This window comes from Pseudoalteromonas sp. MT33b, assembly GCF_014117385.1.
In the GTDB taxonomy this organism is placed as follows: Bacteria; Pseudomonadota; Gammaproteobacteria; order Enterobacterales; family Alteromonadaceae; genus Pseudoalteromonas; species Pseudoalteromonas lipolytica.
On record NZ_CP059832.1, the window covers coordinates 412,191 to 433,132 of the forward strand.

Genomic DNA, 20,942 nt, shown 5'->3' on the forward strand with positions numbered 1-20,942 from the left:
TATTAGTCGCATAACTATTTGATCTTAATTAAATGAATGGTAGATTAACGATTGTAGTATTGGTTACCCCAAGGTTGGGAAGTAGTGAAAAGGATTTGCAGTGACGATACCTCAGCGTTACCCCTCTATTTATAGCTCTGCTCGGATAATAAAAATATCAAACGAGCCAATCATCCTATTACCCCTAGCTCTATATACAGCTAATACATCAATTGATGAGGGAGTCCCCTGTGCAAAATAAATCTTTAACTCCATCTCAATGGCTTTCTCAGTTTCTTTCTTCTCGTAATTTAGACTCAGTTACTGGCGGGCCCTTGTTTACGCTCCACGTATCTGAAAATGAATATTTTAATTTAAAGTCATTTTTAAAATACCGAAAACCATCAACAGTAACCTTTAAAGATAGAGACTGGTGTGCTTGTTTTTGTTTGTTTGGTGCAGAATGGTATCGCCGGGAGTATAAATCTGGTTGGGCTTGGTTGGGTATTTTTGAGCAACTTGGTTATGAACTAGATGCTAATCATAGGTCAACTGTCGTTATAAAAGGGCTAACTTTTTGGAAGCGCCCAATAAATAAACATAGCAGCGATAGAAATGATTATTTAGGCTCAGTATATTCTGAAGGTGGGTTACCTTTTGGGTTGCTAGCTGAGCAGGGTAGTCGCTTCCAAAGCTTATTTAAGCGTTTACTTAGTGACTATGACAAGGCTAAAACCTTTGGGCAATCCCCCATTCCATTAATTGAACAACAATTGATGAGAATGCCAGATGCTTTTAAAGAACTCAGTACCATTGAACTCTTGCATGACATGGTAAGTAATTTATATGGGTTAATAGATACTTACGAACTTGAGAAACAGTCAAACCCAACTCAATTTTTAGACTCAACTTTACCCCAATGGCGGGTAAGTTTTCCTATACCATTTGACAATAAAACGGGAGATGACTTTCTATCAGGTTTACTTAACTCAGCGGCTGAGCAACGAAAAGAGTATAGGAAAAAAACTGAACGCTTAAAATTGATACAGTGGTTAGTGCCTGGAGACGAATTAACATTTGCGGCCTCAGTCACTGTAAGCAACAAATTTACGGTTGCCCTTAACAAGCAAGATTTAGCTGCACCGATGGTTGAAGTTTTAATTTATGAAGGGCATAACCAAATAGCTGATTTAGGTATGGCTCGCGCCGAGCCTGTTAATGACCATGTTGTTTTACGTATGCGTAAACTATCCGCTCAATTTAGGCGTAGCTTAAATGACGCAGAGTTAAAGTTAGTCATTATGCAAGCGGGGAGTGTTCGTTATATTGAGGAAATTCCATCGTCTGCAATTCAACACGAAGAAATGCCCATTATATTAACTACGGATAGCGATAAACAACTTGTTTATAGCATGGGTAGTAAAAGTAAAAAGGCAAATTCACTTACTACGGTCACTTCAAAAAAGGCACAAATAGACCTTGGACATGCCACATTGCTTGAGGATTCTGAAAAATTAGATTATCGATTATTGAATTTTAGTGGTGAGCTAACAGTAAAGTATGCTTTTGATGAACATAGTGATATTTATGAAATATCAACAAAAGAAGATAGCTTCCACAAAGAGTTATTAAATATTGCTGGTGAAGAGATTCAATTTACAACAGAAAAAGGTTATCCAGTATATAAAGGCTTACCAAAAATAAGCTGTGACTTACCACAATCGCAAATATACTTGGGTGAACACGAGTTAGGAAAAGTTAGTTATAGCGCTGGTTTCTATGGTCGCCAAATTTTAAGGGTAAAGCATGGTAACAAAACACTTTATAGGCGCAAACTAGCTATTCTGCCCACTGACTTTGATTTGAATTTACAAGCTGGTAAAAACTCGAATGAAGGTAGTGTTTTTATCACTAGTGAACACAAGTTTATTTATAAAGTAACCGGTGATTTAAGTGCTAAGTCAGTAGAGATTAACGATGGTAAGCGTGTTAACTTATTGGCCAATAAAACCCCACCACCATATTTTAATATTGCTGTACAAGCAAATTTACTAGCCGAACCTATAGATTTAAAAATACCATTCCCAAGTAGAGGGGCATTATTATTTGATGGCAATGGTAAAGAGTTACCTCTCCATTTTTCGGTTGATAATTTGTTAGGTGCGAGAATCAACTTATATAAAGAGCCGCACAACGTAAGCACAACATTTGAAATTGAGTTAAAAGCACCAACAAGTGCACATGGTAAGGCAAGCTATGTATTTAATTATCAGGTTGATAAGTTTGTTGAAGAAGTAAACCTTTTTGAATTGCGAGAGAAAATCAAAGAGTTACTAGCTACGGCTCAATCTTCAGAGCTTGATGAAGTGGTAAGAATGCTGATTAGCGCGCCTGGGATGAAGACTAAACAATATACTATCGGTTGGTTTGCATTAACGGGCAGACGAGAACAAAACATACTAACGTTCGATGCAAATTCTGATATTGCTTTTTCAAGCTTAAAAGTTGAATTAATTAATTTAGCCAATCCAGAAGAAAAACCACTTCCTTTAGTACAAAGAACATCTGGTGGTGCCCATATTGGCTCCTTTGAGTTACCTTTTTTAATTGATACTCCAAAACTTGCGGTACCTGCACAAAAATCAAGCGTGCAATTTAGGCCTGTATTTATTCCACCAACTAAACAAGCAAGTTCATCTGATAAGATAAGATCTTTAGGTAAAGCAGCTGAAATGTTTCACCCAGTGTTTAATAAGTTTGCGTTTGACGAGGTTTTAAACTTAATGTCAATGGACATTGAGCACTCAGGGTGGCGTTATTTTGATAGTTTGCTTGAAAATAACACACACTTACCAATGCTTACATTTGAAGCATTTAAAGCTCTAGCGAGAAATCCTAAGTGTCTTGCTATTTTACCTTTTGCAACAAAATTAAATGTTGCTCATGTTTTACAAGTTTTACAGACAGAATTTAACGTAGTGTGGGAGTTACTTCCTTTAAGCATGTGGCAAGCAGGTAAAAAATTATACAAATTAAACTTGGAAAAACTGGGATTACCAAAACTCCTAGTTACTAAATATATCGAAGAAAAATTAGAAGCTATCTGCAATTATTTGTCATTACCTGACTTATTCACATTAAGTGCTCACAATAAATTGATGTACCCAGCACTGGTTGGTATTTGGCGTGATGAGCTGTTGAGAGATAATTCAGGCGAAACAGTGCGCTGGCCACAACACTTTAATAATCAGTTAAGTAACTGGGTTAACACTAATTATTCAGAGCTTGCTCTCTTTGATGTACCTAATGGTTTTCAACATTCAGTTATGTATTTTCCTATTGCAGCTGCCGCAGTTGCTTCAACGAATATAGAGTGGGAAGAAGTCCTTAGGTGTAAAGAAGTTAATTATTTTTTACTACGCCAATTAATAGAGTTTGACAGAAGTTGGTTTGATGCCGTTTATCAATGTGCATTGTGCTTTTTTATTTCGGAACAATAAATATGAATGATTTTTTCTCAACACTAAAAAAACAAGCAAATGCTAAAGCTAAAGAAGCTACGTTGAGTGTATTAGGCATTAATAACCCAAGTTTGAGGAATCACTTAAATAATAAAATGCAAACGGATGAGCCTTTTGTTCACGGCCCTGTTTTTGAGCAAATGTTCAGTTGGGAACGAAATACTAAATTTCAGATGCAGGATTTAGTAAATGAAGATTTGTTATCTCAGGTTGTTGTCGACGCTCTGGACTCTGATATAAACAAACGATATGCATTCAAGAAGAGCTGGAGCCCATTTGCTCATCAATATAAAGCTTGGAATGACCTGTTAGCTAAAAACGTACAGTCGCGAATTATTACCAGTGGTACGGGCTCCGGTAAAACTGAGTGTTTTATGGTGCCGGTGCTAGAGGACTTATATCGTGAATTGGCACACACTAAACAGCAATTAGAGGGGGTTAGAGCGATTTTTTTGTATCCTTTAAATGCATTGATCAACTCACAACAAGAGCGCTTAAATGCATGGACTCAGCATTTTAACGGAGATATACGCTTCTGTTTGTTTAATGGCAAAACACCTGAACATTTGAATAGCAAACAAAAACAAAGGCAAAAAGAAACGCCGCAAGAGGTAATGTGTCGAAACGGTTTACGAGAGAGCCCAGCTCCCATTCTAGTAACAAATGGCACGATGCTTGAGTATATGCTGGTAAGGCAAACAGATGCTCCTATTATTAATAAATCTAAGGGCAAACTTCGCTGGATAGTGCTTGACGAAGCACACACCTATGTTGGTTCACAAGCCGCCGAGTTAGCTTTGCAACTACGACGTGTAATGCAATCTTTTGAGGTAAAACCAGAAAACATTCGATTTGTAGCTACATCTGCAACCATAGCTGGTGCTGAAGCGGAAGAAAAGTTAAAAACGTATCTCGCCAGTTTAGCTAATATTTCGGTTGATCAAGTTGATGTTATTGGTGGGCAGCGTGTTGTACCGCCATTAGAAAAAAGAGCCAAGCGTGTATTAACCTTAGATCATATAATGCAAATAGAGCCTGACGGGCAACCGTCAGAGAATAAAAAGGGTAAACAGAACCCTGATGTATCAAAGCTACGCTATGAGGCACTCGAGAGTAGTGAAATTGCTGTAGCCTTGCGTTCGATGTTAACTGAGCCTAAATCTGCACCAAAAACAATTAAAGAAATTCAGCAAAGGTTGAGTAATTTCAAATTAAGCGAAGATGAAATTTATCATTGGATTGATGTTTGCACTGCAACCAAACCTAATGAAAATGATGAAGCCTTTTTAAAACTAAGAGCTCATTATTTTCAGAGAACTTTAAATGGTTTATGGGCGTGCATAGATAAAAATTGTAGCTACAAACAAAATTCTGAGCTTAAAGAAAATTGGCCGTTTGGCAATGTTTACTCTAATCATAGAATGCGTTGTGAATGCACAGCACCCGTGCTTGAGTTGTCGTTTTGTGAAGACTGTAATGAGCCGCATTTACTCGGGGCTTATGATAGCCATTCTCATATTCAACAGTGGATAAATAGCCATAATGATGAATTTTCATTAGCTGAAGGTGATAGGGAAGACGAATCGCAAGATGGTGAAAACGAAGCTAGGAGTTCAATCTATAAAACGTCACCTGCAGTTGTATTTAGCGCTAAAGAAAATGAAGAGCATGGTTACTGTGAAAAAATTAATTTCGACCAATCTGGCCTAATGGGGGATGGCGAAATTACTTTATTTGAAAGAAATCAAGATACCCAAGAGTGTGTAAGTTGTGGTTATACAGGTAGAGGTAAAAGCGCAAAAGCCTTTAGGCGTGCACTGCTTGGGTCACCATTTTATACAACAAATGTTGTTCCAACAATTTTAGAGTATTGCCCAGATTTTGAACCAGATAAAGATAGCGACACTACACAATTTGGTCCAAATGAATTGCCTGCACGTGGCCGTAGACTAATTACTTTTACCGATAGCCGCCAAGGTACAGCTAAGATATCAGTGAGTATGCAGCAAGAAGCAGAGAGGTCGTATTTTAGAGGTGCGTTAGTTAGAGAACTCAAAAAACACCTTGAAGAAAAAATGGATATAGATTCTAGTCTTTTAGCTAAAGTCAAAGAGTATCAATCCATGTCAATTGACACGCTAAAAGTAATACTGCCTTCGATTAAGCAAGTTAAACCTGATGATGCTATAGCTCTTGAGCAGTATATAACTGCAATTCAGTCTCAAACACAGCCAAGTTTGACACCAATTGCTGTAGCTTGGAAGGAAATGATTGAGGTTTTAAAAGGGGATGCAAATATTGCGCATTCCATGACCTACGAAAATCATTATCTTGCACGTGAAATTTTTTCTTTAAATGATGCAACTAAGCTTTCAGAGATGATTTTAACTCGTGAAGTTGCACGCCGCCCTAAAAATAGAAATAACGTCGAGACTCAAGGTTTAGTCAAGTTAATTTATCCTGGTATTGAAACTATCACGCAAGTTCCAGAGCACTGGGTTGAGAATAATTTTAACCTACAAGATTGGAAAAACTACTTAAAGGTTTGTATGGACTTTTATGTACGGGAAAATACATTTGTGGGCATTCCAGACGAAATATCACGATGGGTAGGCATGCACTTTTACCCCAAGTTTTTAATTAGCCCAGATTCCAAAGATGATAATGAAGACAGAGTTAAGTCTTGGCCGTTATTTAATGCAAAGAGTTCTCGGCAGCAGCGTATAGTGAACTTGCTTATAAAAGCCGCTAAGTTCAAAAACGTTGGTAAAAGAGAAGAGGACCAACTAAATATCTGGTTAAAGTCGGCCTGGCATGACTTAGTCAAAACTCGCACCCTTAATGAATATGCAGGTAAACAATACCAATTAAACTTAAATACGGTTGAATTTAGTTTATTGAAAAATGCATATATTTGCCCTGTTACGAATAAAATCATCGATACTGTGTTTGCTGATTTATCGCCCTACATGCCGGCCAATAAAAGTTCTGACGATTATATTTGTAAACCCGTGGTATTGCCTTCAATTTGGGAGTTTGATACTAGCTCAGATAACTCTAGATATATTGCTGAAATTCGTAAAAACATTGCTAACGATGAAAAAGTTAACTTTTTACGAGAGCAGAACCTTTGGACAGATATTAACGATAGTGCGGTAGAAGGAGGCTTTTACTATACAACGGCAGAGCACTCTGCGCAGCAATCATCTGACAATCTAGAGCGTTACGAAGAACGTTTTAAAAACGGGCATAAAAATGTTTTAAACTGTTCCACCACAATGGAGATGGGGGTTGATATTGGCGGCATTAGTGCAGTTGTTATGAATAACGTGCCACCGCACCCAGCAAATTATTTGCAAAGAGCAGGTCGTGCTGGGCGGTCGAGTGAATCACGGGCAATTGGTTTTACTATATGTAAAAGCAATCCTCATGACCAATCTGTATTTAATAATCCTAAGTGGCCGTTTACAACAGAGATAGCCGCTCCTACAGTGACATTTAGTTCTAAAAAAATTGTACAGCGTCATGTAAATTCATTTTTATTAGGTACATTCTTGCGAGAAGAAATTGGCACAACTAATAAAGAAAAATTATTTTTAAATCTGCAATGGTTTTATTTCAAAGGCGAGGCTGAAAAGCCTGTATATAAAAAGTTTGTAGATTGGATTAATGGCTTGAGGACGACGTTACTGGATGAAATTAAATTACTGGTTCAAGGGACTGTACTTACGAGTGCTTCGGTGAAATCGTTATGTAACGATACTATTACCAAAATAGAAGATTTAGCCGCTCGGTGGGTTGGTGAGTATACCTATATTGAAAATGAATTAACTAACACTGATCCTGAAGGACCTTATGGATACAGATTAAAAAATGATAAAAACAGATTGATAAAGGAATACTTATTAAGGGATTTAGCAACTCGTGGCTTTTTACCTGGTTATGGGTTCCCGACTGATGTTGTAAATATCAAAGTTGACTCATGGATAGATTGGAAGCGAAAAGAAGAAGATAAACCCAACAATCGTCAAGAAAAAGGTATGGAACGAGAAGATAATGTTTCGGTTAGTCGTGGCATGCCCAGCCGCAACTTAGCGGTTGCTATTCGTGAGTTTGCGCCTGGAACTGAATTAGTCTTGGATGGCCGAGTTCATAGGTCAGCAGGTATTTCACTTAATTGGCAAAATATTCATGTGGAAGGCGGAACAGACTCTCAAAAGTTTGATGTAGCATGGCGCTGCGATAGTTGCGGGCAAACAGGTTACGAAGCAGATTTAAGCAAACAGAATAATATTTTGTGCTCTAACGTCAAATGTGGTGAACCAATAAAACCAGAAAATCAGCGAAAAGTCATTCAGCCCACAGGGTTTGTGGTGGACTTTTATCGAGAGCCCACAAATAACGTTGCGAATACACATTATGTCCCTGTAAAAGCCCCCTGGGTAATGGGTAAAGGAACACACATTCCATTACCTAATCCCGAAATAGGCTTTATGGTAAGTGATTCATCAGGGAATGTATTTCACCATAGCTCAGGCTTACATGGGAAAGGGTATGGTGTGTGTTTAAGCTGTGGTAAAGCCGAATCGATGACGTCAACGTCTGAATTGCCTAAAACCCTTTCACTTGAAAAAGAACATAGGCCACCAATGCCGACTAAATTTCAGCGTGATGAGAAAGGAAAACCTGAATGTACCGCCACGGGAAAAATTTTACAGGAAATTCATCTAGGTTATAACACCACGACAGATGTATTTGAGTTAGTTTTGCGTAATCCAATGACTAATGAATATCTCGATGATACGTCTATTGCAATCACGCTTGCAGTTGCGTTACGCAAAGCACTTGTCAATGAGCTGGGTATTGCCGTTAATGAGGTCGGATATGGTAGTCGACCTACCCTAATTGATAAAAGTGCTAAAGGCTATGCAATTCAATTATTCGATATGGTAAGCGGAGGTGCAGGCTTTTCAATATCTGCAAAAGATAGCATTGAAACTCTACTTCGAAAAGCTAGAAATATTTTAGATTGTGATGAAGGTTGTGAGCGTTTTTGTCATAAGTGCCTTTTAGAATCAGATTCTCGACATGACATAGACTTATTAAACCGAAAAGCTGGATTAGAGTGGTTAGGCAATATTCAAAAATACATTGCCTTACCTGACGAGTACCATCAAATGTTAGGTCATGGTGTTCCAGTTAAATATGTTGCCGGTACATTAAAAGAAAAACTTAGTGAATTAGTTAGGGGCAAACCTAGCGTTATTAAATTTATTTTCACAGAAAATGTAGATGAATGGGATACCTCTGTAGGTCAATATAAGTCTCTTTTCCATAGTTATTTAGCTGATCAAATTAAAGTTCAAGTTATAGTGCCTGATGCACATTTCAACAAAGAGGTTTCTGCTTTTTTATCTGAATTAGAAGGTATTGGTGTTGAAATCTTTTCGACAAAAAATAATTACCCAATAGCATTTCAGGCTATCAGTGATCAGCAATGTATTACGATTGCTAACTTAGATAAATTAGCTCAACTACCTGGAGACAGTTGGTTAGTTAGTAATGACATAACAATACAAACAGAAAAGTATCCAGAGGTTACCGGTCAGCAAGTTACATTTAATGCTGAAAAGGAAGCTGGTGTTGCTGAGATTTCAGTACTTGATGAATTAAACGGTCCACTTATCGGGTTTGGTAAAAGATTATTAACTCATTTAATGGCTGCCAATTCAGACTTGGAAAAGCTATTAACAACAAAGACTTTACAGTCAATGACCTATACTGATCGCTATATTCAAAGTCCAACAAGTATGATGATGTTGTCTGAATTGTTGTCTGCAATACCAGGTAGTAACCATGTTGACATCGATATTATTACTTGTTTCACGGATAAGAAAGCACCTCCTGGTTATGCTATTCAACATGATTGGGTTTATGAAGATGACTATAAAGGTATTTTCACCGCGTGGTTACAATACAATTGCTCTGAAAAAGCGAAGCTGAACCTTGTAAACAAGCATGAAGTTCCTCATCGAAGAAGCTTAACATTACAGTTTGATGGGGGACATAAATCAACAATCACCTTTGATCAAGGCGTTGGTTATTGGCGAGTAGTAGCTGAACGAGGCTTACATAAGTTAGATTTTAACCAAGACCCCCAACAACAGTTAGTCAAGCTGGCTGAGGTTTTAGGGAAAGCTCGTATTGTGAACAGCGCTAATTGGGAAACGTGGTTAACAGTTAGCCCAGTAAAATAAATACCGAATTACTTTGACAGTTATTTTGGTTTAAGAAGGAGCCCTCTTTTAAAAAGGGGGTTGATCTATGAAGTTCGAACAAATTATTGAGCGTATTATTTCTATTAATCACGCATGGAAACTGGCTCGGGATGACTTTGGTAAAAATAGCCCGATTACTATATCGCTCAGAGAGCAAAAATCATCTTGGCAAGCTAACTTACTCAGGTTTTATCCTGAGGCTAGCTATTTAGCTCTTGCAACAGATTCTGGTGCACACGATGAAGACCTGTACAGTGTCAGGCTTAATAAGCCAGTTAAAACAAGTATTGGCCTTAAAAATGATGCAGAGCATATCCCTAAAAGATTGGCTGAATCATTATTTACAAACCAAGAGTTAAACAAATATTTTAATAAGGATGTATAAAATATGAGCTTTTTGTCGCTCTTTATTCAAGACCCTCTAACAGCTATTTTTAGTGCATGCATAGTTTTTCTTTTTCTTTATGTAGCTGTATCCGAAGTGCTTAAAAGTAATAACTATATTAATAACCAAAATAGTAAGCTTGAAGAGTTAAGAGGATTAGTAAACTCAAAAAGCTTTGATAATGGGTCATGGTTAAAGAACTGCTTTGTACATGACAACGGGAAATTGTTAGAACGCAATAATTTATTGGTTACAAATGTACCACTAAACCATATTGCAGGTGACTTATATGACTCGTCTAATAAAACAATACCAGCACTCTTAACAAGCATAGGTGTTGCAGGTACATTTTTAGGTATTACCTTAGGGCTTTCAGAATTTGATTTAGGAAATGTAGGTAATGACTCTACAGCCTTACTTCATTCTGCAGCTGTTTTACTTACAGGTATGAAAACTGCTTTTGCGACTTCGTTAGCTGGCCTTGTTACATCAGCTTTCATGATCGTAATACTTAAATGGCGTATTTCAAGTACTAATATAGCTCGTAAAAATGTAGCTCACTTCCTTTCTAAAAATTGCTTAGAAGCTACTCCTTTAGATGTTTTACATGAGATCGCCAGCAATACCAATACTGGTGAGCAAGTCGATTTAAGTAGTGCTTTTAATAAGTTAAATGAAAATATGTCCAAGCAATTAACGCAGTTTGAACAATTAGCTGAGTCGTTTAATGGAAATATTATTTCTGAAAAAATATCTTCTGCAGTTAATAACTCATTGGTCGAGAATATAGTTCCGGTATTTAACGATTTAACTACAGAGTTAAAAGCTTTGAAAACTGACAATGAATTAAATCATAAGCAGTTAGTCGAGTCTTTGGTAAATGAAATGGAAACGAAGCTTATTAAGCCAGTTACAGAGCAACTTAGTGATACGGCTAATACTGTTAAACATAGCAATGAAATTAATCAGCAGCTAAATACAAATGTTGAAAAAACCTTAGCAGAAGTAGCTAATACTGTTTCCACAATTGATACTTTTAACCAAAATACAATGGAAAAGCTTCAACAATTTGCACTGTCTCTAAAAGATGTTTTGTCATCATTTAAATCTGAAACTCAGGTTGCCATGACAGAAATAACGACTCAAGTTGATTCTATATTATCTCTTGCACTCAAAGGAATGCAAGAGCAAAGGATTGCATTTGATAGTAGTACTGAAAAAGCAGGTAATGCTTTTGAAAAAATGGGTGAAAATTTAGAAGCATCATTAGACTCTAGAGCAGAAAAAGAAGCTAAACTATATTTAGAAGTTGAAAATAGATTAGGGGCATTATTAGATAAAACAAACGCTTCGTTTGAAGAACAAACAAAGGTGATTAGTCAAACAGTTGAAAGTGCTAGCCTACTAATGAATAACGCTAGAGAGCAATTACAAATCGGTTTAGGTGATATAGATACAAAAGTTCTCAATATGTCTAGGGCAGTTCAAAGTGAGCTTGAGACATTTAGAGCTCAGTATCAAGAAAACTTGAACGATTTCTTTAATCAACAAAATAACTTGTTAGAGGATACACTTGGTAAGCAACGTAACAACCTAATAGAGGTGGTAGATAGGTTTAAAGGTGTGTTTGAGCAAGAGTATCAAACCCGTCACAATTTACTACAAGAGCTTACTGCACAATACCAACACCTACAAAGTAGCGTTGTAACGATTGAAAGGCTGGTTAAGGCTATTGGACTGACCGAATCATCAACATTCTCTCAGCTTGAAGATATAGCTAGAAACACGGGTATTCAAGTGGGTGAGCTTAAAAAGCAATATACAGAAGCAAGTGCTGTGTTTAAAGAAATAACTGAAGGTTTGCCAAAAGCTATGCATCAATATTATGAGCAAGCTAACCAAAGTACAGAGCTTTACTTTAAAGGTTTTGATGAAGCGGCTAGTAAAATACACAACAGATTAGCTCAGGCTGCAGACTTTTTAATTGAGGCTAAAGCACTAGAGAAGTCAGTTGTAGAGAGTGAGGCTTAATATGCTTTCTAGTATGCGTACCCAACAAGTTGATGAAGTTGATGACAGTGGCGCATGGTTATCTATAGGTGATTTAATGTCTGCTTTGTTGATGATATTTGCACTATTATTAATAAGTGCGCTTGTGCAAATTTCAGAGTCTCAAGAAAGTAGCAAGAATAAAAGAATCCTAATTATTCAGGGGATTAATAAAGCACTTAGTGAAGCAAATATCGAGGTAGAAGCAGACCCTGTAACTGGTGATATTTCAATTTTAGACTCCGTACTTTTTGAGCAAGGCGACTATACGTTAAAAGGTAGTGGTAAAAGGTTTTTAGATAAATTTATTCCTATATACAGTAATGTTGTTTTTCAAAGTGAAGATATAGCTGATGAAGTTTCTCGAATTATTGTGGAGGGCCATTCAAGCCGTGAAGGTGGATTTAGCTATAATATGGAGCTGAGTGTCAAGAGAGCTAATAGTGTTTCATATTATATTTATAATATGGATTTTGATAAGAAGCAGGAGTTTTTTGACAAAACATTACTAGCAGGTAGAGGGCCGCTTGATGCAGATAAACACTCTGATAATGCTGCTGATAGAAAAGTAATGTTTAGGTTCCAGTTTAAAGGTCAGGAGTTATTAGGGTCATTTGAGCAGAGTGGTCTAAAAAATGTTGAGTAGCGGTATTAAATTTAGGGCACCTATCATACCTAATGAAAATAGCTTGAATAATGTATCTGCTAGTTCAAATCTTGAAAACAGTGGTGTATCAAATATAGAGCCTAACTTTCCCCCTCTAACATATACTCAAATAATAAACGTTATCAAAAATGATATGGCAGATGCTATTACGTTAAGTGAATGGTTAATGCTTTTTTGTAATGATATTTATATTGATGATGAACTGGAAAAGCAAGAAATAAGCATACTGCTTTGGAAGTGTATAAATAACTATGATGTAGTAGCAAATATGGCTTTCTTTTTAGCCAGTCAGTTCATTGAAAAAGAACGTAAATCTTACCCTGTGTTGTTACTTGATACTTTATCGATCGTGAAGCCATTTCTACATGAAAGACATCACCGGAGAGTTGAGTGGCTTTCAAATATTTATAAAGCAGATTACATTTCCTGCAATAAGCTAGCGTTGGCTAATAATAGTCCAACGTTGAATTTTATTAATAAACTTAAACTTGCAAAACCGAACGCAACAAGGAAAGGTTTAATTAATAATCTTATTAATAGTTTACCTAAAACACTCGATAATATTAGTTCTGAATGGTTAATTTCTTCATTTTCGCCATTGACTCGATTTGAACTGTTATCTGTAACCAATGAGCTGGTCCAAAGCGACATTCATTTTTCTAATATATTAGATACATGGTTAAAAGAAAATTGCCTACCAAGTGAGGAGCAAAGCCTCTGGTATGAATTAGAACCAGCATCGCGAAAGGTGTTAGAGGAAAAGTATGAAATAAGTAATTATTTCTTGTTTGAATTGCTGGTTAAGTTACTTAGCAAGGATATCAATAGCTCAGCTCTTAATATTGATGAAACCCAAGGTAATCAATTAAGAGCTCGCTCTGTATTTTGGAAAAATTACAGTCAAAAATTTAATCAAATAAAAATACTTTTACCTAAGCATACATATCAAGTAATTAGTGAAGGTTTGGTTGTAAATTCTCGAAATTTGATAATACTACCTGAAGAGCGAAATGAAAATTCTGAAGCATGTATTTTTGAAATTGGTGAGCATATTATTGTAGAAATTTTGCGAGGACAAGCGAGTGAAATTAGAGTTTTTGAGCGTTCTCAACGAAATATTATAAGGTTATTAGAAAATAAAAACTTATCTTTGAAAGATATTCGAAACATGACTTATGGATATGTACATGATCATGAGTACTTATGGCAGTACGCATTTGAAAAGCTGCTCAGGACCAAACTGAATATTACTCCTAATTCAGATATTACTCACTTCTTTGGGTTACCAAAGAGTATAGGTAAATACGATCATCAATACGGTATGGCAAAGCCAACTGAAGAAAGCTTGATGAAGCGGCAAAGTCGTATAATTGAGTGGAATGAAAGGTTTTGGAATGAAGAAGAAAAAACTGAAAAATACTCAAAGGTTTCACCTTTAGTTAAAAAAAGCTATCGTGATTTAGCTATAGCTAAAAATGCTTTATTGGACGGTAATAAGCATGTATACGAGACTTATTTACATAAATCCGCTAATAAAGGAAACCCAGAAGCAATGTATCTCTTAGGAATGAATATTATTAATAACCCTAACAGCTCTCCTACTTTAAAGCGTGATGGAGAAGGTTGGGTGATTAAGTCTGCTGATTGTGGTTATGAGCTTGCTATTAATTTAGCTATTAAATATGGTCTTACTTCATCTAAGGAAAGAGAACATAAAGCGCGCGAGGTACCTGGTAAGAACTTAGTTAAAGCCATAAACTCAAGCAGGAAAAAGAAATTTTGAATAAATATTGCTGGCAGTAGAGAAGTTATCTTCAACAGTTTTCTAGAATTAAATGTGTCATCATTGTTAGTGTACTTCATATTGCAGCAAACTTTTTAGTTATTAAAAAAATTAATTAAGAACTTTATATTTTAAATCAAGAGTTGTATGAAATGTAAATTATGAAGACTGCCCGACATAATTCAATTTTAGACTTTATACCTTCTTGCCCCAAAAGTATTTCAGTGAAGAGCCTTCAAGTTCTTTTGTCACAAAATGGCGTTAGCCTCTCTACTCGCATGCTACAACGCGACCTGCAATCTTTATACGAGCAAGGCTGTTTTGGCCTTGAAAAAGACACGCGAACAAAGCCTTATGGTTGGTCTATAAGTAAGGAATGGCGTGGAAATTCGACAGTGATGAGCACAGAGCTTGCTCAGCATTATTTATTGCTTGAGCAGTTACTGCCGCAAAATATTCCTGTAGATATTAAACAATCAATTCATGCAAAAGCAGATGTTGCGTTACAGCGTTTAAATGGCCATAAGCCCGAGTGGTTGAATCAAGAACATGGTTCTTCAATAAAGGTAAATCTTGACAGCAAGGTTGTTAAACAAATCGAACATGCAATAAAACATAAGCGCGTTGTTAGTGCTGAGATTTATCGCGTTTTATATGACCAAGCGCACTGGTTGGCCTTTTCTGAACTCAGTTTTTATGGGCTTGAGGAAGACAATGGTATTTTAATGGCGCAGTTTATGGTGGGTGAGCTTCACGATAAATGCTATCAAATGCCAGTATATCGGATTCGTAATGTTAAGGTACTCCAAAAAACACGGCGTGAACCAAATCTTGAGCAGTTAAGCTCATTACGATTGGCAATTAATAAAGGTAAACGCCAAGAGCCAATTAACTTGGTCATCAAAGTGCCTACTCAATCGGCAATTAATCAAGGGTTTATAGAGCTTGGAGAGCTAATCGAAAAGCAGCAATTAGACGCACAAACCTCCTTACTCACTTTTAAAGTAGATGATACTCAACAATTAATTGATGAATTGTTTAAATTAGCTCATTGGTTAGAGGTCATCGAGCCTGTGGTTATTCGTAACAGAGTCATTAAAAAAATAAAGGCTGCCGCTAATATTTATAATCAGTAAGTTTAGGTGCGTCAAATATTGACGCACCTTGTTGCTATGCTCTTTAAAAAATAAGGAGCTGCAATGTTTGAATTAGTTGAAAAGTTAGATGGCTTGTCTATTGGCGTGTTTGGTATTGGCGGCTGTGGCTGTAACACAGTTAATACCATTTTTAATGAGGTTCAAAATCCACAAACGAAGTTTTATAACGTTAATACCGATAAGGTTGTATTAGAACACTCTCAAAGTGATGACTTTGTGTTGATAGGTGCAGAGCTTACAAACGGCTATGGTGCTGGTGCAGACCCAGCAATAGGGCTACTCGCCGCACAAGAAAGTGAAGAGCAATTATTAACGCTTATTAAAAGCTGCGATATTCTTTTATGCGCAACTGGCTTAGGCGGAGGCACAGGTACAGGCGCAAGCCCATACATAGCTAAGTTAGCCAAAGATCTAAATAAGCCCGTAATCTGTATTGCCACTTTACCCTTTACCAGTGAGGGGGACTTTAGGCGAAAAGTAGCCGAGCAAGGGCTTGATGAATTAAAGCAATATGCTAATGCTGTAGTTACTTTGCCAAATGATCAACTTATTGAAGTGCTAGGCAATGACATAGGCTTATTTGATGCCTTTAAACACAGCAATCAAATTTTACATTCTTTAATTACGTCTCTTATTGATATGTTGTGTTATCAGGGATTAATTAACGTAGATCTTCGCGACTTTCAAAGAGTAATGGATGCACAAGGCGATGCTGTCTTGGGGGTAGGTAAATGCGCCGATGAAAGCGATTTACAAACAGCTCTTACGCAAGCTCTGAGCAACCCTCTGGTTTGTAGTGTTGATATGAGTACAAGCACAGGTGTTATTGTACAAATTAATTGTGTCGATGAGATTTCATTAGGCAGTTACAACACCATTATGGATACAGTACGCCAACAAGTGAGCCCGAATGCGGTGGTTATTTGCGGTGCTTCCAAAATAACTAGTCTTGCTAATAATTTTGAAATATTAGTGATTGCTACAGGTGCAAAAAGTAAGCTTATTAAATCTAATTCATGGGAAGAAACGCCACCTCAAGCCGAGCCAGAAAAAGCGCCTAAACGAGTTGTATCTACTAAAAATGATATTTTTGATATTCCAGCATTTATACGTAGCCAATCTCCCGCACCTTCAGGTAAATAGCTTTGTAACTTTTAAGCGCTTATACACTGTGTATCAGCGCTCAGATTTAGATAATATTTAACTTTTACTAAATACTACCAAAGCAATGGTAATGAGGATCTGTAAAGAACTTGATGTTTGTATGCGCCAAAAAAAATTAGCTTTTATCTTTTTAACTATATACTTTTTAAACAATTTTTTGTCTAAATAGACATACGATGTATTGAGCTTTGTATTAAAAATAACTCGGCCTCTGGGAAAGTTGTAGTAGTCACTGTTGAATAGTGTTAACCCAAACAATTGGTAAATATTATTCTCCTCCCATTCGACTTGGTGTTGCAGTGGGCTATCGATAAAACCAAGTTGATCTGCCTTTAAGTCGATAGCATTTTGAGCTTTATAGACTAATGTGTTTTCAACGAACCAAAAAATACCAACTTTGCTATTCATATAGGACTCCTAAAATTATATCTCCCGACATTACTCGGTTAAGTCCAATTTAGAACCCTTCCTCATAGCCACATTTCTGCGAAAAATTTGTTTCTTATGTGGAGTTTGCTAACAACGCTGGTAGGGATAAGCCAATTCTAAATGTTATAAAACAGCTCACTAATCTCTTTACGCAATTTATGTTCGGTTGATGGCTCCTGACTAAAGTTAATCATTCAATCTTGAATGATTAGAGCGTGATGCGGGTGTAGAGCTTGATCTAGATCAAAGAATGTTTGCTCATTGCAAACTATATTACGCGGCTGCAATTTTTGTTATGTTTTGAAATTTTCGGTGAAGGTTTTAAAAGCGTAACTTCTTTATCTTCCTGTAAGGTTTGTCATGGCATTACTCATCAATAACAAATGTATTAACTGTGATATGTAATGCATCTACCCAATTAGCGCATAAAAATCATTGGCTTAAATTCTTTGTGTTTTTTCTGTGTTTTCCATCTTCGTGTATTTGCCCTAATTAATTCTAAAGCAGTAACCAAAATTAATGTTTATATGGATAGAAATCAACCTGTTTTAGTAGCAATCATTGAAGTAAAAAGCCAGCAGAGCTGGCTTTAGGTTATAACGAGTCAAAAAACCCGTTAACTGATTTATCAAACAAGTGATAAAAATATAAAAATTGTCCAGTGTTTTGAATATGCGATTGCACATCTCGCTTGAACTGTTTCAATAAGTAGAAATTACAACTGAAAAACACGTTCGTAGCAGGGCGCATCTCTTCAGGCAACGCTTGCATAAAAGAGTCGCTAACGACTATAAACTCTTGCTGAGCTACATAATTTCTTACGTAATATATGTAGCCATCATTTTGTTCATATAAAGCAATATATTCTTCATCATTAGCAACTGCAGGTCGCTTCTGAAATAGTTCCACTACGTTTGAGTTAGTCATATTCATCTCCAAAAAATTTGTCTTCGAAAATAAATACGAGCTACTTATGCAAAATTTACATTGTCTGCTGATTTATTATTTATTGATCGATCGGCTAAGAAGGAAACAAACTTGATGAAAAATAAAAAACTTAACGCTGCAGAGGATTTGGCCGTAAAGGGAGGAGCTGAGAGGATTATCAATTAAACGAACGGTTTCTTTTAGACTCAACCATAAGTAAGAGATTGTATGAATAATATGGCTTGTGATATGTGTAGTAGCTCATATCTGATCTTACAGTTTCGATGAATAGGTTTAGACTTCATCTGACAGGCTGCTATGAGCGAGGAGAAGACGGTCGATAAACTCATTTTTGGACAAAAATGAGTTAGATCTGATGGTCTAATACGTTACTGTCAAATTAAGTCTGAGCTAGTACACCTTATTCGTTTGTTAGGCTTTTGTACTGCTCCATATCCAAATCCACCTTGGAATAAATCGTATAAACGATTTTCAATGCCTTTATAGCTTGAAGTAAGTTGTTTAAAAATATTAAGTAGTTTTCAGTTTTACCTGAGTCAAAAATCACATTGCCACTTTTAACATCATATCTCGCACTAAAGTGTCCTATTTCATTTCTCATTTTTCTGCTAACGGATTGAAATAGAGAACTAACTAGCGGCAACTCACTAAGAAACTGAAGTTTTTTAAAAGAAGTTAGCTTTTTGAATTTACTGACTGACATAGAACCATCAGAAAATAGATTAATGTCACCTCGTTTTGAAAGGTTGGCAATCAGAACGATATAAGTAGATGTTTTGGAGATTAATTCAAATATATCAACATATAGGGATTTTACAGTATCAAAGTCAGCTCTATAAAGTCGACACTTATCAATGTCATTTTTAAAATCATCTGATGCATACTCATATATAAAACCTGCCATATATGATTCAATTTGGCGAAATAAACGCTTGTGCAAGTTAAATAATTTCGATCTATTTTCTAGATATTCATGTTTATGATGAAGGTCCATTAACAATCCAGAATATTTGACTAAGCTTTTATCGATACAGTTATTTAATTCATCATAATACTCAGAATAGACTTTTTGCCTATCATCAATTTCTAGGGATGTAAAAAATATTACCGATAAATACGAGTAAACCTCATAAATTAATTGTGCGTTGTTTGCCTTCAAAATATCTGAGTTAGCCTCAAACTTAGAAGCAGATAAAAGTTCTCTAACTAAGCTAAGATTACCTGACTCAAGTGCATTTAGTACCCTAGAGTGCTCACCATACATATGCTCTTTTATCAAAGAGAAAAAAGTAATTACATCATCATATTTTTTAGCACCACGTATGTCTCTTGAAAAGTAATATAATTTAGGTGATCCACCTTCGAGCAATTCTTTGTGGTGAACATCCGTAAAGATGGGGTAATGCGAAGATAATGTAACTATTCCTGTTGGTAGATTTTGATTATGATATTCATCAAAATCTATTGTTTCACATTCATCCGATTCAATAGATATTCCTTTGCTTGTTTTTTTCGTATCTATAAATATTTCAGTTGAACACGTTGGGCAAGAATAGAGATATGTATCCTTCTTTAATTCAGGGCGGTCAATTCTTAACCACTGCGTTTCTTTGCATGAATTACACCTCACCAAGTTTCTAATTACCATAACTTTCCTTAGGATATAACAGTGTCTTTTTAGCAGAATTTGGCTGTATAGTCGTGGATGCTCAACTTAGCTTATAGTCTGTCATTTGGGAAAGTTGGTCAAGAACAGGCATGAGAAAGTGGTTAGGAATCTCGAGCTAAGTTGTTTTGGGGCAGAAACGAGTTGATCATGAATGACTGCTCATGGCACAAATCGGCTATTCACTGTCAGATTTAATTCAACTCTATAAATCAAATCTGGCAGATCAAGTTAAGACTTATTCAGCATATGCTTATCGAAATGATGCTTGCGGAAATAGGCGAGAGCCTTAAAATTACTTTCCTTAATTGGTTCAATGCAGTTGAGTCAACTTAAGCTTTAAAATGGTAATCAATATTGAACTTCAAATTTAAAAAAAACTGGCTTACACCAATGTTTGTCATAACACTTCTTTTCTCATTGGTATCTTTGGTATCTACATATTACTTTCATGATACGGAATCCATAAAGATAAAAGCCGCACTGTTTGTATCTCCAGTATTTTATTTATGTGCAGTCTACTATTTCTCTTATCTAGCTATTACACCCAATGAAATTGTAATTGAGGGTAATAAAATAAATATTGATGGAAAAACTCATTCATTAGGTGGTAATTCGAAATGTTACGTGTACTTTGATAAGCCTATACGCGCTTCTGAAGTACTACAGGCCGAATTTGAAATTTTACTCGAGAATGAAAAACCAATAACTACATCTTGCTTTTATGATTTTGATTTTGATGAAAGTGACTTTATAACTCGCTACGCAGATAGTGAGGTCGTTTTTGCACATTCAAAGGTATTTGATTAAAGTATTAGAACTCTCGATGTGCTACATGATTTCTTACGTAATATATGTAGCCATCATTAGCTATTGCAGGTCGTTTCTGAAATGGTTCCACAACGTTTGAGTTAGT

At 36.2% G+C, this 20,942-nt stretch carries 12 protein-coding genes; 9 read left to right on the forward strand and 3 right to left on the reverse strand.

Translation table 11 applies throughout. The annotated features are described in order from the left end of the window. Positions 1–230 precede the first annotated feature (230 nt). From H3302_RS17870 to H3302_RS17905, 8 genes are all read left to right on the forward strand, one after another. Positions 231–3,479 carry an STY4851/ECs_5259 family protein gene (locus H3302_RS17870; protein ID WP_182396743.1) on the forward strand — a complete coding sequence of 1,083 codons (3,249 nt, stop codon included), beginning with the start codon at positions 231–233 and terminating at the stop codon, positions 3,477–3,479. Between the two features lie 2 nt (positions 3,480–3,481). Then, a complete protein-coding gene (locus H3302_RS17875) occupies positions 3,482–9,757 on the forward strand; it encodes a DEAD/DEAH box helicase (RefSeq protein ID WP_182396744.1) in 6,276 nt (2,091 codons plus the stop codon). Between the two features lie 67 nt (positions 9,758–9,824). Next, complete coding sequence (locus H3302_RS17880) at positions 9,825–10,163, forward strand: hypothetical protein (RefSeq protein ID WP_182396745.1); 339 nt, start codon at positions 9,825–9,827, stop codon at positions 10,161–10,163. Between the two features lie 3 nt (positions 10,164–10,166). Further along, positions 10,167–12,194 carry a chemotaxis protein gene (locus tag H3302_RS17885; RefSeq protein ID WP_182396746.1) on the forward strand — a complete coding sequence of 676 codons (2,028 nt, stop codon included), beginning with the start codon at positions 10,167–10,169 and terminating at the stop codon, positions 12,192–12,194. Positions 12,195–12,207: 13 nt separating this feature from the next. After that, positions 12,208–12,858: an OmpA family protein gene (locus H3302_RS17890; protein WP_259369926.1), complete on the forward strand. Its 651-nt coding sequence runs from the start codon at positions 12,208–12,210 to the stop codon at positions 12,856–12,858. Further along, complete coding sequence (locus H3302_RS17895; protein ID WP_182396748.1) at positions 12,848–14,662, forward strand: EH signature domain-containing protein; 1,815 nt, start codon at positions 12,848–12,850, stop codon at positions 14,660–14,662. The genes H3302_RS17890 and H3302_RS17895 overlap by 11 nt, the downstream gene beginning before the upstream one ends. Before the next feature lie 224 nt (positions 14,663–14,886). Next, the gene (locus tag H3302_RS17900; RefSeq protein ID WP_259369927.1) at positions 14,887–15,798 is read left to right on the forward strand and encodes a YafY family protein; all 912 of its coding nucleotides are present in this window, start codon (positions 14,887–14,889) and stop codon (positions 15,796–15,798) included. A 63-nt stretch (positions 15,799–15,861) separates the two neighbouring features. After that, on the forward strand, positions 15,862–16,962 hold the full coding sequence (locus H3302_RS17905; RefSeq protein WP_182396750.1) for a cell division protein FtsZ: 1,101 nt from the start codon (positions 15,862–15,864) through the stop codon (positions 16,960–16,962). Positions 16,963–17,019: 57 nt separating this feature from the next. Here the strand turns inward: H3302_RS17905 and H3302_RS17910 are convergent, their stop codons facing one another. The 3 genes from H3302_RS17910 to H3302_RS17920 form a co-directional block, all read right to left on the reverse strand. Then, positions 17,020–17,391 (reverse strand): hypothetical protein, encoded by a 372-nt coding sequence (locus H3302_RS17910; protein WP_182396751.1) that lies wholly within the window; start codon positions 17,389–17,391, stop codon positions 17,020–17,022. A gap of 615 nt (positions 17,392–18,006) precedes the next feature. Continuing rightward, complete coding sequence (locus H3302_RS17915; protein ID WP_182396752.1) at positions 18,007–18,339, reverse strand: hypothetical protein; 333 nt, start codon at positions 18,337–18,339, stop codon at positions 18,007–18,009. A gap of 421 nt (positions 18,340–18,760) precedes the next feature. Further along, complete coding sequence (locus H3302_RS17920; protein WP_182396753.1) at positions 18,761–20,008, reverse strand: hypothetical protein; 1,248 nt, start codon at positions 20,006–20,008, stop codon at positions 18,761–18,763. 411 nt (positions 20,009–20,419) lie between these two features. On the opposite strand from H3302_RS17920, the gene H3302_RS17925 reads away from it, so the two are divergent. Next, positions 20,420–20,836, forward strand: a complete 417-nt coding sequence (locus tag H3302_RS17925) for a hypothetical protein (RefSeq protein ID WP_259369928.1) — start codon at positions 20,420–20,422, stop codon at positions 20,834–20,836. Positions 20,837–20,942: the final 106 nt, after the last annotated feature.

What these genes read in the sequence shown, in the direction of transcription:
- H3302_RS17905 (WP_182396750.1), top strand. Translation starts at nt 15,862, where the DNA reads ATGTTTGAATTAGTTGAAAAGTTAGATGGCTTGTCTATTGGCGTGTTT.
- H3302_RS17885 (WP_182396746.1), top strand. Translation starts at nt 10,167, where the DNA reads ATGAGCTTTTTGTCGCTCTTTATTCAAGACCCTCTAACAGCTATTTTT.
- H3302_RS17875 (WP_182396744.1), top strand. Translation starts at nt 3,482, where the DNA reads ATGAATGATTTTTTCTCAACACTAAAAAAACAAGCAAATGCTAAAGCT.
- H3302_RS17920 (WP_182396753.1), bottom strand. Translation starts at nt 20,008, where the DNA reads ATGGTAATTAGAAACTTGGTGAGGTGTAATTCATGCAAAGAAACGCAG.
- H3302_RS17890 (WP_259369926.1), top strand. Translation starts at nt 12,208, where the DNA reads ATGCGTACCCAACAAGTTGATGAAGTTGATGACAGTGGCGCATGGTTA.
- H3302_RS17895 (WP_182396748.1), top strand. Translation starts at nt 12,848, where the DNA reads ATGTTGAGTAGCGGTATTAAATTTAGGGCACCTATCATACCTAATGAA.
- H3302_RS17880 (WP_182396745.1), top strand. Translation starts at nt 9,825, where the DNA reads ATGAAGTTCGAACAAATTATTGAGCGTATTATTTCTATTAATCACGCA.
- H3302_RS17925 (WP_259369928.1), top strand. Translation starts at nt 20,420, where the DNA reads ATGTTTGTCATAACACTTCTTTTCTCATTGGTATCTTTGGTATCTACA.
- H3302_RS17915 (WP_182396752.1), bottom strand. Translation starts at nt 18,339, where the DNA reads ATGACTAACTCAAACGTAGTGGAACTATTTCAGAAGCGACCTGCAGTT.
- H3302_RS17910 (WP_182396751.1), bottom strand. Translation starts at nt 17,391, where the DNA reads ATGAATAGCAAAGTTGGTATTTTTTGGTTCGTTGAAAACACATTAGTC.